We start from the raw sequence: 15,595 nt of genomic DNA on the forward strand, positions 1-15,595 counted from the left end.
GCCCCCCGCGTCCCCGGTGTCGAGGCCGGGCGCTTCCCACGCCGGTGACGGCAGTCCGGCCGCGCGCGCGCTCCCGCTCGCCGGCCTGCGGGTACTGGACTTCACGGCCTTCTGGGCCGGGCCGGCGGCGACGCTGCTACTCGGTTCCCTCGGAGCCGACGTCATCAAGGTCGAAGGGGTGACGCGACCGGACGGGATGCGCTTCTCCGCCGGCAAGCCCCCGTCCGAGCCGGACTGGTGGGAATGGGGGACGATGTTCCTCGCCACCAACGCCAACAAACGCGGGATCAGCCTTGAACTCGGCCGGCCCGAGGCGAAGCCCATCGCCCGGAGTCTGGTGGCGGCCAGCGACGTCGTGATCGAGAACTTCTCGCCCCGGGTGATGGCGAACCTGGGGCTGGAGTGGCCGGATGTCCACGCGGCCAACCCGGCCGCGGTGATGACCCGGATGCCCGCCTTCGGCCTCGACGGCCCCTGGCGGGATCGCACCGGATTTGCCCAGACCATGGAGCAGGCCAGTGGGATGGCGTGGATGACCGGCGAGGCGGACGGGCCGCCGATCATCCCGCGCGGGGTCTGCGACCCGATCGCCGGACTGCACGCCGTGTTCGCGACCCTGGTCGCCCTGGTCGAGCGCGAGCGGACCGGTGAGGGAATGCTGGTGGAGTCCACCATGGTCGAGGCGGTTCTCAACGTCGCGGCCGAGGCCGCGGTCGAGTACTCCGCCTACGGCCAGGTGCTCCGGCGCGGGGGCAACCGCGGTCCGCTCGCCGCCCCGCAGGGCGCCTACCGCTGCTCCGGCGACGACGCCTGGATCGCGCTCGCCGTGACCGACGACGTCCAGTGGTCGGCGCTGCGCGAACTGCTCGGCCTCCCGGACGAGCCGGAACTGCGCACGGTGTCCGGTCGCCGGGCCGCACATGATCGTATCGATCTGGCCCTCTCCGCGTGGTCGGCCCGTCATGATCGGGACAGCGCCGTCGCCGCGCTGCGAGCGGCCCGGGTTCCCGTCGCGCCCGTCACGCCGTCCGCTGACCTGCTCGGCAATCCGCAGCTGGCCGCCCGCGGTTTCTTCGAGCCGGTCGCCCACGCCGTCGTCGGCACGCACCCGCTGCCGGGGATGCCGTTCACCTTCGCGGACCGGACCGATCCGTGGCTGCGGCTGCCGCCGCCGCTGTTCGGTGAACACAACGAGGCCGTCCTCGGCGAGGTGCTGGGCCTGAGCGCGGCGGAGATCGGCGCGTTGTTGGCAGCGGGGATCGTGAGCCGGCGGCCGGCTGGGGTGTGACGTCCGGCCGCCGCGCAGTCACCTTGGGTGCGCCCTTATCCCCATCCCCATGGCCACGGTCCGAGGTCGGCTGTCAGCGCGGGTCGTACGTCCGGGGCGACGGCGAGGTGATCGTCAGGCCCGCTCAGTTCAGGTGTCGGCCCAACAGGGCGACGGTGGTGAACAGGGCACCCGCTCCGCCGCCGGTGCACAGGGCGATCTCGGCGCCCGGAACCTGGAGCTCGCCGCACTCGCCGCGGACCTGCTGCGCCCCGCGGATGACCCGCTGGAGCATCTGCGGGGAGGCGCCGGCGTGGCTGAACGACATCGTCCCGCCGTCGGTGGTCACCGGGTGGCTGCCGTCGAGGGCGATGTGGCCGTCCTCGACGAACGGGCCGCCCTCGCCCGGCCCGCAGAACCCGAAGGCCTCGAGCTGGCGGATGATCTCGAACGAGAAGGGGTCGTAGAGCTCGAGGACGTCGATGTCGTCCCGCTCGATGCCGGCCTGACGCAGCGCCCCGTCGAACGCGCGCCGCCCGACCTCGCCGTTGGGCACGTCACTCGACCGGCCCCGCAGGTCCCACGATGGCGGGAACCGGTAGCTCGGCCCGAAGTGGTCGCTACCGCCGGCGAGTACGTGCACCGGCGGGCGGCGCAGGTCGGCCGCCCGCCGGGCCGAGGTGAGGACGAGAGCGCAGCCACCCTCGGAGGTCATCGAGCAGTCGAGGAGATGGAAGGGGTCGGCCACCATCCGGGAGGCGAGCACGTCGGCCGGCTCGAACGGGCCCCGGCCGGTGTAGACGGCCGCCGGATTCCGATGCCCGTTGGTGCGGATCGTCGCGGCCACCGTCGCGAGTTGGTGCGGGGTCGTCCCATAGGTGATCATGTGCCGGCGCGCGATCAGGGCGAACTCGGCCGCGGTGAACAGCCCCCAGGGAGCGATGAACTCGTGCTCCGGCCGGGTCCAGGGGGCAGTCGCGGCGCGGTCGGTGTACACGCCGGCCTCGGCCGCCACGATCAGGACGACGTCGGCCTGGCCGGCCGCGATGGCCGCCGCCGCCTCGAGCACCATTGAGATCCCGAACTGCGCCCCCTGCCAGGCCGGCCCGAGGTCGAGGTCGTAGACGAGCGACGCCCCGTCGGTGCCGGCGCTGACGCCGTCGACGTCCGAGAGCCGGAGCCCGGCGTCGGCGAGGGCGCCCTGGACCGCCTCCAGCATGAGGCTTCGACTGGTTCGTCCGGGCAGACTGCGGGCCTGCGCGGTGTTGTGGACGCCGACGATGGCGGCGGAGCGCTGGGGCATCGTCTGGACCACCTCTCTCGGCGGCACACGCCGTCACTCCGGTGACCGATGGGGATTGAGCCAATTAGACCAGCGACTATTAGTCGCGTCAACGTTCCGATCTGCCTGCATGTGGGTCCGAACCGGCGGACCAGGCGGCCTGGTCCCGTAGCGGCGGCGGTCCGGCCGCCGCGGGCCGGGCCTGGGTGCCGCGGTCGGCGATCTCGTCCCGAAGCTGCCGTACGTTCGCCAGCTCCGCGTAGTAGCTGCGCAGGACGTAGCCGCTGACCGCGCGTCGGTGGCGGGAGTCCGGCATGGCGTCGATGCCGGACTCCCGAGCCCGCTGCTGGCCCCACTGAAGCTGGTCGATGACCTGCTCCGTACGGGCCAGGTGCTGGTCGAGGATCTCCGCCAGCCGCGTCGAATCGGTCGCCCCGCCCAGCCAGACCCGCAGGATGACCGGGTGCTTGAGCACGACGGGGTCGTCGTCGGGCAGGCTCGCCACCCACTCCCGGAGCACCTCGTCGCCCCGCGGCGTGATCCGGTGGACCAGGGTCGTACGGACCCGGCCGAGCCTGACCTCCTCGGCGGTGACGAGTTCCAGCGACTCCAGCCGCAGCAGCTCCTTGCGGATGTGGCTGACGGCCGGCGCCCAGTAGAAGAAGCGGAGCGTGAAGTTGGCGCGAGTCCGGAGCTCGACGGCCGACAGCGGCTCGGGGGCGTTCCACAGCAGGCCGAGGACCGCGTAACTGGTGGCCGACAGGCCGCCGGACACTCCCCGTCGGACCATTCGGTCTCCTCCGGCACCCTGCTGTCGCCAGCTGCGACAGACTACTGTCCCAGAGACTACTTGGGCGTGTCCCAGAGACTACTTGGGCGTCGACGGGCGACCGTTGGCCGCTCTCACCCGGCCGAGGGGGCCGGACGGCGAATCGTTCCGTCACTCAGGCGGCGCGGTGTTGTCGAGAAGGGTCGGGTCGGCCCGCAGCTCGGCCCGCACCGACGACTCCCAGAAGCCGCGGAAGCCGTCACCGTCGCTGTCCTTCATGTAGGTCAGAAAGGATGCCGGCAGTGGGGACCGGGGCATCGCGCCGATCGCGCGGACGTGCCAGGCGCGCTGGCACCGCTGTTCGAGCGCGACGGCCCGCTGGTGCACCGCCCGGGCCGACGATCCGAGGACGAACACGCCGTGCCCGGCGAGCAGCGCCAAGTGGCCGCCGTTCATCGCCTCGACGGCACCCCGTGCGGCCTCCGCGTTGTTGACCGGGCCCTCGTACTCGTTGACGAGAACCAGGTCGCCGCCGCCACCGAGGGCCGAGCTCTGGTCAAGTACCGGCGGAATCTCGCCGCGGTCGGCCCAGACGGTGCCGAACAGCGGGTGGTTGTGCATCGCCCACGTCACGTCGGACCGCATCCGGTGTAGCTGGAGGTGCAGCGGAATCCCGAGCGGGACCGGCCAGTCACCCTCCACCACGCGGCCGTCGAGGTCGATGCGGATCACCTGCGACGGGCGCAGCTCGTCCCAGCGCACCAACCAGGGGTTGCACAGCAGCGTCCCGTCGCCCAGGGCGACGGTGATGTGCCCGGCGAGGTGGTCGTTGTAGCCCTCCCGCCACAACGTTCGGGCCAGCAGCACCAGTTCGTCGCGGGAGCTGAGGTCGGGCAGCAGCTTCTCGGCGGTCGGAATGAAGGTCATGCCGCGTCCTTTCCGCGTACGCACTCGTGGTCCGGCCGGTCAGGGGGCTGATCCGTCCGGCCGGTCGAGGGGAAGCACCGTCGGCGGCAGCGGATGGCGAAACAGCCTCGCCGCGTTCTCGCTGCAGATCAGGCGAAGCTCCGCCGGCGGGACGTGCCCCCAGGCCTTGTCCAGCACGAGCTGGGTGTCGGGCCAGGTGCCGTCGCCGTGCGGATAGTCGGTCTCCACCATGATGTTCTCGACCCCGATGCGGTGGCGGGTGTCGATGGTGGAGGGGTCGTCCAGGGTGCAGAACCAGAAGTTGCGGGTGAGCACCTCGGCCGGTCGCAGGTCCCAGCCGGCGCCGTAGCCGGACCGGTCCACGATGTTGTCGAGGCGGTCGAGCAGCATCGCCACCCAGCCGATCCCGCCCTCGCTCATCGCTATCCTGAGGTTCGCGTGTTTGGCTGGGTACCCGGACCACAGCCATTCGGCGCAGGCGGTCAGGGACGCCTGGCCGAACAGGGTGGCGCCAAGCTGTAGGCCGGGGGCGCCCGGAGGCCGCTCGGCCAGGCCGGAACTGCCGACGTGCAGCGTGATCACGGTTTCGGTGTCGACGCAGGCCTCGATGATGGGATCCCAGTGGTCGCGTTGCCACAGGGAGGGCAGCCCGATCAGGTGCGGCCGCTCCGGAAACGTCACCGCGGTGAAGCCGCGCTCCGCGTTGCGCCGGATCTCCTCGACCGCCCGCGCCGGGTCCGACAGGTGCGTGATGCCCATCGGCACCACCCGCTGCGGATACGCCTCGTACCACTCCTCGAACAGCCAGTCGTTCCAGGCCCGGACGCAGGCGTAGCCGAGGTCCGGGTCGGCGGCGTTGAAGAACACCCGACCGCAGAACCCGGTGATCTGGGACGGGAAGTTGACCGACGCCCACACCCCGGCGACGTCCATGTCCCGGACCCGGGCATCGATGTCATAACAGCCGGGCCGCATCTGGTCGAAGCGCGCCGGCTCCAGCGTGACGGTCTCCGGCCGCCGTCCCGCCACGGCGTTCATGCCGACCTGGGTGAACGTCTGCCCCTCGAACTGCCAGACCTGATGGCCGCGGGGCGTCTCCACGATGCGCGGCGCCCGCTGCGCGAGGGACGCGGGCAGGCGTCCCTCGAAGGTGTGCGCGGGTTCCACGACATGGTCGTCCACGGAGATGATGGTGAACCGGACGTCGCGGGGCGTCGGCTCGGGAAGGAACAGTTCCGGGCTCAGCACGGTCGCCTCCGGGCGGCGCGGTTCAGGTCTGGGCGGGGGATCGAGCCGTTGTGACGGACCGGCCCGACGGAGTCCGGCGCGGACCTGCGGTGGTCAGGAACTGGTCTTGTCCCTGGCCGCCTGCCAGCTCTCGATCATCTTGCCGAAATGCTCGGGGTTGTAGATGTCCTCCTCGCGGGAGAACAGTCCGTCACCGGCATAGTCGATCATGGTCCAGTTCGTCGTCGAGTGCAGGCTTCCGTCGCCGGGATCGGACATGTGGGTTCGGGCCGAGAAGACGACACGGCCGTTGTCCTCGTCGAAGAGAACCCAGTCGTGGGTGTACCGCACCATCTGGTCGATGGGGTAGGTCTTCATCAGGGGGACGATCCAGTTCCTGACCTCTTCGCGCCCGTGCATCTCCCCGAAGACGTGCTCGATGTAGGTGCAGTCCTGCGTGAACAGATCGGCGAACGCGTTGTAGTCGGCGGTCGCCGCGCACTGGTCGGAGACCACCATGAAGTTCTTGTAGGCCTCGTGAAGCTCCTGGGTGCGGAACCGCGGCATCGTGTTTTCCTTCGCTACGTGGTGGAGGTCCCGGTTCGTCGCGGCACTGATCCACAGCGCTGATCGTCAGCTAGATATAGGATATAGTATATATTCGGCGGGAGGATGGACGTCAAGGATGGACGTCAAGGGTGGACGTCAAGAGCGGTCGTGCATGGATGGATCGAAGACGACCGCCCGTCCCGTGTCGGCCTGCTTGGCGGTGTACATCGCGAGGTCGGCGCCGTGTAGTAGTTCTTCGGCGTCGTGGTCCGTGGGCCCGGACAGGGCGAGGCCGATGCTGGCGGTCACTGTGACCGGGCATCCGGTGACCTGGCTCGGCCGGCTGATCTCCTGCAACACGCGGTCGGCCATGACGCGCAGGACGTCGATGTCGGTGATGTCCTCGCACACGATCGCGAACTCGTCGCCGGCGAGGCGGCTGACCGTGTCGCCTGGGCGGACCGCGTGCCGCAGGAGTCCGGCGACCCGGCCCAGCAGTTCGTCACCGGCTCGATGCCCGAACCGGTCGTTGATCGTCTTGAAGCCGTTGAGGTCGAGGAAGAGCACCCCGATGCGATGCTGGTCGCGCTGTGATCGGTTCAGTGCGTGTTGCAGGCGATCCAGCAGGGCGGTCCGGTTCGCGAGCCCGGTCAGGCCGTCGTGGGTCGACCGGTATCGCAGCTCGGCCTCCATCTCGAAGCGGGTGGCCGCGGAGGCGAGGATCGTGCCGACGGTCCGGACGAACTGGGTCTCCTGGGCAGTGAACCGGGCCTCGTCCGGCGTGCCTCGGGTCCGGTGGACGATGATCATCGCTGTCGGCCGGTCCGGGCGCCCGACCGGAACCGAAAGGATCGCGGGCCTCGGCGCTCTCTCGCTCCGGTTCCTGGTGTGCTCGCCCGGGCTCGGCGCGCCCCGGCCGCTTTCTCCGGCCGGTCGCTTCACCTCGGCCCGGGCGAGCACCAGGCCACCCTCGTCGCCGTCGTCGTCGCCCCGGGCCAGCCGCACCCCTTCGACGAGGTCCGCGTCGAGATGATCGGCGAGAGCGCGGGCCGCCTGGGCCCACAGGGTCGCGGTATCGACCCCGTCGATCGCCCGCTGGGCCAGATCGGCGACGACCGTCTGTTCGGCCGCCCGACGCCGCAGCTCCGCCTGTGCCTTTTCGCGTTCGGTCACGTCGTTTCCGACCACCGCCACCGAAGTGACTCGGCTGTCTGCCCCCCTGATCGGGGCCATCTGTAGATCGTACAAACGACCGTAGGCCTTGATGGTGGCCTGGACCCGCTCCCCGCCGAGTGCTCGCCGCAGGTTCGAGTGCCTGCGCCTGTTCTCGGGGAATGCCTCGAAGACGGTTGACGCCCTGGCCCGGTGCAACCGCTTCGCCGCGTCCGGGACGGCCGGCCCCCCGGTGGCGGCGAGGATGCGGCCAGTCCGGTCCAGGAGGAACAGCCACACGTTCGAGTTCTCGACTATGAGGTCGAGCTGCGTCCGGGCGACCATCAGTGGGGAGACGTCCTGGAGGTGGCTGAAGGTGAGGGGCTCCCCGTCCTGCGGGTCCTCCACCAGCACGGTGGACACCAGGCAGTGGACGCAGGAGCCATCGGGGCGAATAGCCCGCATCACCACGTGCTGCGGGCACGTGCGCTCCGTCGCCACGGACAGCCGGCATGACTCGATGCGGGCCTCGCGTTCGGCCGGATGGACGAACCGTTCCCAGGGCGAGCCGATCAGCTCGTTCGCGGCGCGACCGAGGAGCTGGCGGGCCCGGGTGTTGACCCGACGGATACGCCGATCGTGGGAGCCGGCGACGATCACACCGATGTCCAGAAGATCAAAAAGTTCTCGATCGTTCGCCGTGTGTGCCGACACTGCTCACCCTCCACCCCAGGGGCCTTCCTGGAGCCGTACCCGAGAACATCGCGGGCAACCCGGCTACAACCCTGCTGATCTGCCCGTTTGCCAGCGACGGGAGCCGGGGTGCGAGCTGGGCGGGGCGAGCCCGCGGGCCGGTCTCGATCGTCGTCCGGCTCAGCCCGGCGGGGTCGGCCCTCGTCGTCCCGTGTCGGCCTGCTTGGCGGTGTACATCGCGAGGTCGGCGCCGTGTAGTAGTTCTTCGGCGTCGTGGTCCGTGGGCCCGGACAGGGCGAGGCCGATGCTGGCGGTCACTGTGACCGGGCATCCGGTGACCTGGCTCGGCCGGCTGATCTCCTGCAACACGCGGTCGGCCATGACGCGCAGGACGTCGATGTCGGTGATGTCCTCGCACACGATCGCGAACTCGTCGCCGGCGAGGCGGCTGACCGTTCGGATGGACGAACCGCTCCCAGGTGGCGCCGATCAGCTCGTCCCGACCGCGTCCCATGATCTGGCACACGGCGGCGTTGACCCGACGGATGCGTCGATCGTGGACGCCGACGACCGTCACGCCGACCCCCAGGAGATCGAAGAGATGCCGGTCTTCCCCCACATCTGTCAATGTCGTCCACCATCCGCCCCAGGGTCACAACCCAGCCCATAGCCCTACCCGGGTCCGCCGTCGGCAACCGGGTTTTGACCCACCTGACCTGGTCTTACGTGATGGCTTGCGGTGCGGGGGCGGCCCGTCCGTCGGCTCGGGGCGAAGGTGCGACGGGAGGTGCCACGCGTCCGGAGGGCCGTTCGGCAGATTATAGAGTGTATATTTGCTACAATATTTCCGATGTTGGTCGTGCCGCTGGGCGAGGTATCGCGAGGACCCAGGAGGGGATCGATGTGACCACCGAACTGCCTGCCCGCCGGGAGGGCGCTGAGACGTCGCCGATTCCGATGATCGTCGATGTCGATGCGCATGTCGTCGAGCCGGAGAACCTCTGGACCTCCCGTCTGCCCGCGAAGTACCGCGAGGTGGGCCCGCACGTGCGCTACCTGCCGTCGGGCACGCCAAAGCTCGACGGCGGCGGGTACGTCGAGGAGCCGGGCACCGAGGGCCCGCCGGTGGCGTGGTGGTTCTACGAGGACCATCGCTACTCGGTGAAGCGCCTGATCGCGGCGGCCGGCTATCCCGCCGACGAGATCACTTTCCAGGGCGTGACCTTCGACGAGATGCGCCGGGGTTGCTGGGATCCGGCCGCCCGGATCGCCGACAACGAGCTCAACGGCGTCGAGGCGCAGATGTGCTATCCGAACTACCCCCGGTTCGCCGGCCAGATCTTCCTGTGGGGGAAGGACCGGGAGCTCGCGAAGCTGGCGGTCCAGGCCTACAACGACTGGATGGTGGAGGAGTGGTGCGGTGGCAGCGCCGGCCGGCTGATCCCGCTGTGTCTGGTGCCGCTGTGGGACGCGGAACTCGCCGCCGCCGAGGTGCGGCGTAACGCCGCCCGGGGGGTGCGGGCGGTCGCCTTCAGTGAACTGCCTACCTATCTCGGGCTGCCGAGCATCCACTCCGGGTACTGGGACCCGTTCTTCCTGGCCTGCGCGGAGACCGGGACGGTGCTGTGCATGCACATCGGTTCCGGTACCAGGACGCCGCAGGCCTCGCCGGACGCGCCGGACGCGGTGGCGGCCACCATCATCTTCGGCAACTCGGTCGCGAGCATGACCGACTTCCTGTTCTCCGGCGTGCTCGACCGCTTTCCCGATCTCAAGCTGATGTACGCCGAGTGCCAGATCGGCTGGATCCCCTATCTGTTGGACCGTCTCGACGACGTCTGGGAGACCCACCGCGGTTGGAGCCACTCTCAGCTCAACTGCCCGCAGCGGCCCTCGACCTACTACTACCGGCAGATCCATGCGTGCTTCTTCAAGGACGCGGTCGGTATCGACCTGCTCGACCGGGTCGGCCTGGACAACATCATGTTCGAGACGGACTATCCGCATCAGGACGGCACCTGGCCGGGTTCGGTGAAGGCCGCGCAGGAGCAGTTCGGGCACCTCGAGGAGAAGCAGATCCGCAAGATCACCCGAGGCAACGCGATCAGGCTGTTCAACCTTTCGCTCGCGCCGTGACAGCCGCCACGCATGATCGGGCATGTGTGGGTCACGTGATGATTCCTGCGTCGTGGGGGAGCGGAGTGGACCGTTCCAGGGGGAGGCGCCGTGCTCGAGGGTGATTTCCGTGAGGTGCTGGATTCCGTGCGGCGCTTCGTGCGCGAGCGGGTCGTTCCCGCCGAGGCCGAGATCGAGGAGACCGACGCGATTCCGGCGGACATCCGGCGGGCCGCGGCGGACATGGGCCTGTTCGGGTTCGCCGTCCCGGAGATCTACGGCGGTCTTGGCCTGACCATGAGTGAGGAGACGCGACTGGTCTTCGAGCTCGGATACACGACGCCGGCCTTCCGGTCGATGTTCGGGACCAACAACGGCATCGCCGGGCACGTCCTGCTCGAAGGGGCCACGGAGGAGCAGAAGAAGGCCTATCTTCCGCTCATCGCCTCGGGGGAGTGGACGGCCTCGTTCGCGCTCACCGAGGACAACGCCGGCTCCGACCCCGCCGGCCTGGCGACCAGCGCGCGCCGTGACGGCGATGACTGGATCATCTCGGGGGCCAAGCGGTTCATCACCAACGCGCCGCTGGCCGACGTCTTCATGGTCTTCGCCCGGACCGATCCCGACGCCCGCGGCGGTCGCGGCATCACCACCTTCATGGTGGGCAGGGACGCCGCCGGCCTCAGCGTCGGGCCGAAGGACCACAAGATGGGCCAGTCCGGAGCCTGGACCGCCGATGTGCGCCTGGATGACGTGCGGGTGCCCGCGTCGACGGTCGTGGGCGGCGAGGGCGGCCTGGGCCGCGGCTACGCGACGGCCATGCGGTGCCTGGCCCACGGCCGCATCCACATCGCGGCGCTGTGCGTCGGGCTGGCGCAGCGCCTGGTCGACGAGTCGGTCTCCTACGCGGCCACGCGCAGGCAGGGCGGCAGCGTGATCGGCGAGCACCAGCTCGTCCAGGGGCTGCTTGCGGACTCGGCGACCGACCTGTACGCCGCACGGGCCCTCGTCACCGACGTCGCCGCGCGCTTCGACGACGGCAGCGACACCCGACTGGGGCCGTCCTGCGCGAAGTACTTCGCCTCGGAGGCCGTCGGGCGGGTCGCCGACCGTGCCGTGCAGATCCACGGGGGTGCCGGTTACATGCGTGGGGTGCCGGTCGAGCGCTTCTACCGGGACGCGAGACTGTTCCGGATCTACGAGGGCACGAGTCAGATCCAGCAGATCGTGATCGCGCGGCAGTTGCTCCGTGACGCCACCGCGGGCCAGGGCAGCGCCGTCCCTGTCACCTGACGGCGAAAACTGGCGGTGCCGTCGGCCCGGACAATCCGCTGATGCGGGACGTCGCCGAGGAGGCCGGGGTGTCCCTTGGAACGACCTACCGGTACTTCGCCTCGAAGGATCATCTGCTTGCCGCCGCCTGGACCGACTGGGCCCGGCGGCTCAGCGACCGGGTCCGCGCGGAGATGACGCGGGATGCGTCGCGCGCGGGGCACCGACATGGACGGCGGTCCGTGCTCATGCGTCCTGACCTTCATCCACCGCGAGCTTCGCGCCTTTCAGCGGAATCCGAACTTCGCGCGGCTCGTGGTACGGGTCGAGGCATCGTCGGATCCGTTTGCGGTCGAGGAGCTGTCCGCTGAGTGCCTCGGCGCTCCGTCTGGTGACCACCGTTGCGACCCGATTCCCCCGGGCATTGGTTGCATATTTTATATTCTCTGCGCTAGCGTTCCTGCTGGGATTCCCCGGGGGTCAGATCCGGCCGGGTCGGCGGATCCGGTGCCCGGGTCAGGGCGGACGTTGGAGAGGACACGATGGCCGGTAGCCCGCTCCACCCCGGTACACCCGGCGCCGGGTCGTCCGGTCGGCCGCCGGCCGGACCGCTGGTCGGCCTGCGCGTCGTGGAACTGGCCGGCCTCGGCCCTGGGCCGCATGCGGCCATGGTGCTGGCCGATCTGGGTGCCGACGTCGTGCGGGTGCAGCGTCCCGGGCAGGCGGGCTCGTCCGACCCCATGCTGCGCAACCGGCGTTGGATCACCGCCGACCTCAAGGGCCCGGCCGGCCGGGAGACCGTCCTGAGCCTGCTCGACGCGGCGGATGTGCTGATCGAAGGGCACCGGCCCGGGGTGACCGAGCGGCTCGGCCTCGGGCCGGACACCTGCCTGGCGCGCAATCCCCGGCTGGTCTACGGCCGGATGACCGGCTGGGGGCAGGCGGGGCCGATGGCCGATCGGGCCGGGCACGACATCAACTACCTCTCGCTCACCGGCGTCCTGCATGCCATCGGCCCCGCCGGTGCCCCACCCGTGCCGCCGCTCAATCTTGTCGGGGACTTCGGCGGTGGCTCGATGTTCCTGGTCGCCGGAGTGCTGGCCGCGTTGTGGGAGCGTTCGGTCTCCGGGCGGGGCCAGGTCGTGGACGCGGCGATGGTCGACGGCACCGGTGTGCTCGCGCAGATGGTGTGGGCGTTGCGGGGGATGGGGATCTGGTCCGACGAGCGGTCGGCGAACATCCTCGACGGGGCGGCCCCCTTCTACACGACCTATACCTGCGCGGACGGTCGGTACGTGGCCGTCGGCGCGGTCGAACCGCAGTTCTACGCCCAACTCCTCGACGGGCTGGAGTTGGGCGGGGCGGACCTCACCGCGCAGCATGACCGGGCCGGCTGGCCGGTGGTGCGGGCCCGTTTCGCCGGGGTGTTCGCGAGCCGCCCGCGCGACCAGTGGGTCAAGGTGTTCGACGGGACGGACGCCTGCGTGACCCCGGTGTTGTCGTTCGCCGAGGCCGCCGGCCATCCGCATCTGGTCGCCCGCCGGTCCGTGGTGACCATCGGCGGGGTCGATCAGGCGGCACCGGCGCCCCGGTTCTCACGCACGCCGTCGGCGTTTCCGTGCCCCCCGGCGGCCGAGGGCACGGATCTCGCCGAGGTCCTGGCCGGCTGGGGCGCGCGGGAGCGATGACAGCGACGGGAGACCGAAGGTGCGGACGGCAGCCCGCGCCGCTGCGCGCTGCTCAGCCTTACTGAAAGCGCCGGTGACCCACGACATAACCCAGAGGAAGGGGAGATGGTGATGGGCAGGATCGCGCAGACCGATGGTCTGACCGAGGTGCAGGCCGACATTCTGTCGGCTGTGCGGACGTTCGTGGACAAGGAGATCCTTCCCTATGCCACGGAGCTGGAGCACGAGGACGAATATCCGGAGGCGATCGTCGAGGCCATGAAGGAGATGGGCCTGTTCGGCATCACCATTCCGGCGGAGTACGGCGGTCTCGGGGAGTCCCTGCTGACCTACGCGCTCGTCGTGGAGGAGATCGCCCGAGGCTGGATGAGCGTCTCTGGCGTCATCAACACCCATTTCATCGTGGCCTACCTGATCCTGCAGCACGGCAGCGCGGAGCAGAAGCAGCGGCTGCTGCCGAAGATGGCCACCGGGGAGGTGCGCGGGGCGTTCTCGATGAGCGAGCCGGGCTGCGGCTCCGATGTGTCCGCGATCACGACGCGGGCCGTGGCCGACGAGGACAGCGGCGACTATCTGATCACCGGTCAGAAGATGTGGCTGACGAACGGTGCGCGGGCCGGCGTGGTCGCGACGCTGGTCCGGACCGACGAGGGTGCCGACTCGGTCTACCGGAACATGACGACGTTCCTGCTGGAGAAGGAGCCGGGGTTCGGCACCCACGGTGGGATCACGATTCCGGGGAAGCTGGAGAAACTCGGGTACAAGGGGGTGGAGACCACCGAGATGATCCTGGCCGGGCATCGGGTTCCCGCCAGCGCGATCCTCGGTGGGGAGCCGGCCCGGGGGCAGGGTTTCTACCAGATGATGGACGGTGTCGAGGTCGGCCGGGTCAACGTCGCGGCCCGGGCCTGCGGCATCATGATCCGCGCCTTCGAGCTGGCGATCTCCTACGCCCAGCAGCGCCGCACCTTCGGTCATCAGATCGCCGAGCACCAGGCCATCGCGTTCAAGCTGGCCGACATGGCGACCAAGGTGGAGGCCGGGCATCTGATGATGGTCAGCGCCGCCCGCAAGAAGGACTCGGGGCAGCGCAACGACGTCGAGGCCGGCATGGCCAAGTATCTCGCCAGCGAGTACTGCCACGAGGTGACCACCGAGTCGTTCCGCATCCACGGCGGTTACGGCTACTCGAAGGAGTACGAGATCGAGCGCCTCTACCGGGAGGCCCCGTTCATGCTGATCGGCGAGGGGACGTCCGAGATCCAGAAGCGCATCATCAGCCGGGCCCTGCTCAAGGAGTATCGGATTCGCGGCTGAGCACGGGCTACCGGTTTCCCACGAGGACAAGAAGAGAGGCATAGGGATGCAGTTCGGCCGTTACTACGGGCGCGGTCCTGATGGGCTGTGTGGGCCTCTGGGTACGCGTCCCGGCCGGTCCGCGGTGGCTGATCGGATCACCAGGTCGGCCGCATGACTCTTTGGCGCTCCGCGCAGGCTGGTGTGATGAGCCCAACGCCCTGCTGGTGGTCGTCGCCATCGACGTGGCTTATTCCACGGCCGCCGCAGCGGCGAACCGCTCCCGCAGGCGTTGCTTGAGGACTTTTCCGGTGATGTTCCGGGGCAGCTCGTCGACCACCTCGAGCTGCTCGGGAATCTTCTGGACCATGAGGTCGAGCGCCTTGAGATACTCGACCATCTCGGCGAGCTCGAGCGGTCGGTCCGGATCGACGAGGGTGACCACCGCGCAGCACCGTTCCCCGGCCTCGCGGTCGGGCAGCCCGATCACGGCGACGTCGGCCACCCTGGGGTGTCGGTGCAGCAGGTCCTCGATCTCCTTGGTGCTGATGTTCTCACCCTTGCGGATGACGATTTCCTTGAGCCGGCCGGTGATCGCGACGTAGCCGTCCCCGTCGATGACCGCGAGGTCACCGGTGCGGAAGAAGCCCTCGTCATCGAAGGCCGCGGCGTCCAGGGTCGGGTCCAGATACCCCTGGAACATCTGCGGGGCCTTGATGCACAGCTCGCCCTCCTGTCCCCGGGGCAGGTGTTCGCCGGCCGGTCCCTTCGTCACCATCGACACTCCCGGGCAGGGCAGCCCCTCGGTCGTGCGGCGCTTGTCGTCGACGTCGTCGACCAGGCCATGGGTGACGATCGGTGCCTCCGTCGAGCCGTACGAGGACAGCAGCCCACCCCCGCCAAAAGCGGCCTTCAGCTCGTCGTGCAGCACGGGTGGCTTGCCGGCTCCGCCGCTGACGAACAGCCGCACCGAGGGGAAGATCCGCCGGTCCGGTTCGCGTTGCTGGCGCGCCAGATAGTGCGTGCAGAAGATCGTGCCGCCGCCGGCGACCGTGACGCCCTCGCGGGACAGGAAGTCGATGCTGGCCTCGGGGTCGAATGCCGGCACGACGAGATGGCGGCAGCCGCTGGTCAGGCCCGCCGTCAGCCACACCAGTCCGCCGATGTGGGTGACCGGGAAGACAAGGGCCTCGCGGTCGTCGGCACGTAGCTCCATCCGGCCGGCCATCGCGCGGCCGGCCGCCATCAGGGAGGCGTCGGTATGCCGGACGCCCTTCGGTTCTGATGTCGTCCCGGACGTGTAGTACAGCCAGCGGGTGGGGGCGGGCCGCGGCGCTGAGCGGCCGAGTCGGCGACAC

Annotated in this window: 14 protein-coding genes and 1 pseudogene; 6 read left to right on the forward strand and 9 right to left on the reverse strand. The window is 69.7% G+C overall.

Annotation, left to right across the window (positions count from 1 at the left end):
• A partial coding sequence (locus NBZ83_RS20375) for a CaiB/BaiF CoA transferase family protein (protein ID WP_261575597.1) occupies nt 1-1,288 on the forward strand: 1,288 nt, incomplete at its 5' end.
• Nucleotides 1,289-1,412: 124 nt separating this feature from the next.
• On the opposite strand, the gene NBZ83_RS20380 is transcribed toward NBZ83_RS20375, so the two are convergent.
• The 8 genes and pseudogenes from NBZ83_RS20380 to NBZ83_RS33925 all read right to left on the reverse strand — a co-directional run.
• Nucleotides 1,413-2,570, reverse strand: a complete 1,158-nt coding sequence (locus NBZ83_RS20380; RefSeq protein ID WP_261570150.1) for a thiolase family protein — start codon at nt 2,568-2,570, stop codon at nt 1,413-1,415.
• An 88-nt stretch (nt 2,571-2,658) separates the two neighbouring features.
• Nucleotides 2,659-3,339, reverse strand: coding sequence for a PadR family transcriptional regulator (locus tag NBZ83_RS20385; protein WP_261575598.1), 681 nt, complete (start codon nt 3,337-3,339; stop codon nt 2,659-2,661).
• Between the two features lie 150 nt (nt 3,340-3,489).
• Complete coding sequence (locus tag NBZ83_RS20390; protein ID WP_261575599.1) at nt 3,490-4,245, reverse strand: class II aldolase/adducin family protein; 756 nt, start codon at nt 4,243-4,245, stop codon at nt 3,490-3,492.
• Between the two features lie 39 nt (nt 4,246-4,284).
• Nucleotides 4,285-5,493, reverse strand: coding sequence for an amidohydrolase family protein (locus NBZ83_RS20395; protein ID WP_261570154.1), 1,209 nt, complete (start codon nt 5,491-5,493; stop codon nt 4,285-4,287).
• A gap of 93 nt (nt 5,494-5,586) precedes the next feature.
• Nucleotides 5,587-6,039 (reverse strand): nuclear transport factor 2 family protein, encoded by a 453-nt coding sequence (locus tag NBZ83_RS20400; RefSeq protein ID WP_261570156.1) that lies wholly within the window; start codon nt 6,037-6,039, stop codon nt 5,587-5,589.
• A 138-nt stretch (nt 6,040-6,177) separates the two neighbouring features.
• Nucleotides 6,178-7,887, reverse strand: a complete 1,710-nt coding sequence (locus NBZ83_RS20405) for a sensor domain-containing protein (RefSeq protein WP_261570161.1) — start codon at nt 7,885-7,887, stop codon at nt 6,178-6,180.
• Between the two features lie 159 nt (nt 7,888-8,046).
• Entirely contained in the window at nt 8,047-8,328 is a 282-nt protein-coding gene (locus NBZ83_RS20410) for a diguanylate cyclase domain-containing protein (RefSeq protein WP_261570174.1), read from the reverse strand.
• Nucleotides 8,213-8,485 (reverse strand): annotated as a pseudogene (locus NBZ83_RS33925) (PAS domain-containing protein); the annotation flags it as partial. The gene NBZ83_RS20410 and the pseudogene NBZ83_RS33925, both read right to left, overlap by 116 nt.
• A gap of 284 nt (nt 8,486-8,769) precedes the next feature.
• On the opposite strand from NBZ83_RS33925, the gene NBZ83_RS20415 reads away from it, so the two are divergent.
• The 5 genes from NBZ83_RS20415 to NBZ83_RS20435 all read left to right on the forward strand — a co-directional run bounded on the left by NBZ83_RS20415 (nt 8,770) and on the right by NBZ83_RS20435 (nt 14,258).
• Nucleotides 8,770-10,002: an amidohydrolase family protein gene (locus tag NBZ83_RS20415; protein ID WP_498041068.1), complete on the forward strand. Its 1,233-nt coding sequence runs from the start codon at nt 8,770-8,772 to the stop codon at nt 10,000-10,002.
• Between the two features lie 90 nt (nt 10,003-10,092).
• Complete coding sequence (locus NBZ83_RS20420; protein ID WP_261570162.1) at nt 10,093-11,274, forward strand: acyl-CoA dehydrogenase family protein; 1,182 nt, start codon at nt 10,093-10,095, stop codon at nt 11,272-11,274.
• A gap of 41 nt (nt 11,275-11,315) precedes the next feature.
• The gene (locus NBZ83_RS20425) at nt 11,316-11,624 is read left to right on the forward strand and encodes a TetR family transcriptional regulator (RefSeq protein WP_261570163.1); all 309 of its coding nucleotides are present in this window, start codon (nt 11,316-11,318) and stop codon (nt 11,622-11,624) included.
• Between the two features lie 171 nt (nt 11,625-11,795).
• The gene (locus NBZ83_RS20430) at nt 11,796-12,941 is read left to right on the forward strand and encodes a CaiB/BaiF CoA transferase family protein (RefSeq protein WP_261570168.1); all 1,146 of its coding nucleotides are present in this window, start codon (nt 11,796-11,798) and stop codon (nt 12,939-12,941) included.
• Nucleotides 12,942-13,052: 111 nt separating this feature from the next.
• Entirely contained in the window at nt 13,053-14,258 is a 1,206-nt protein-coding gene (locus NBZ83_RS20435) for an acyl-CoA dehydrogenase family protein (RefSeq protein ID WP_261575601.1), read from the forward strand.
• A 229-nt stretch (nt 14,259-14,487) separates the two neighbouring features.
• Here the strand turns inward: NBZ83_RS20435 and NBZ83_RS20440 are convergent.
• The coding region (locus NBZ83_RS20440; protein ID WP_261575600.1) for a class I adenylate-forming enzyme family protein at nt 14,488-15,595 on the reverse strand (1,108 nt) is incomplete at its 5' end.

The organism is Frankia gtarii, from assembly GCF_025403375.1.
Taxonomy (GTDB): domain Bacteria; phylum Actinomycetota; class Actinomycetes; order Frankiales; family Frankiaceae; genus Frankia; species Frankia gtarii.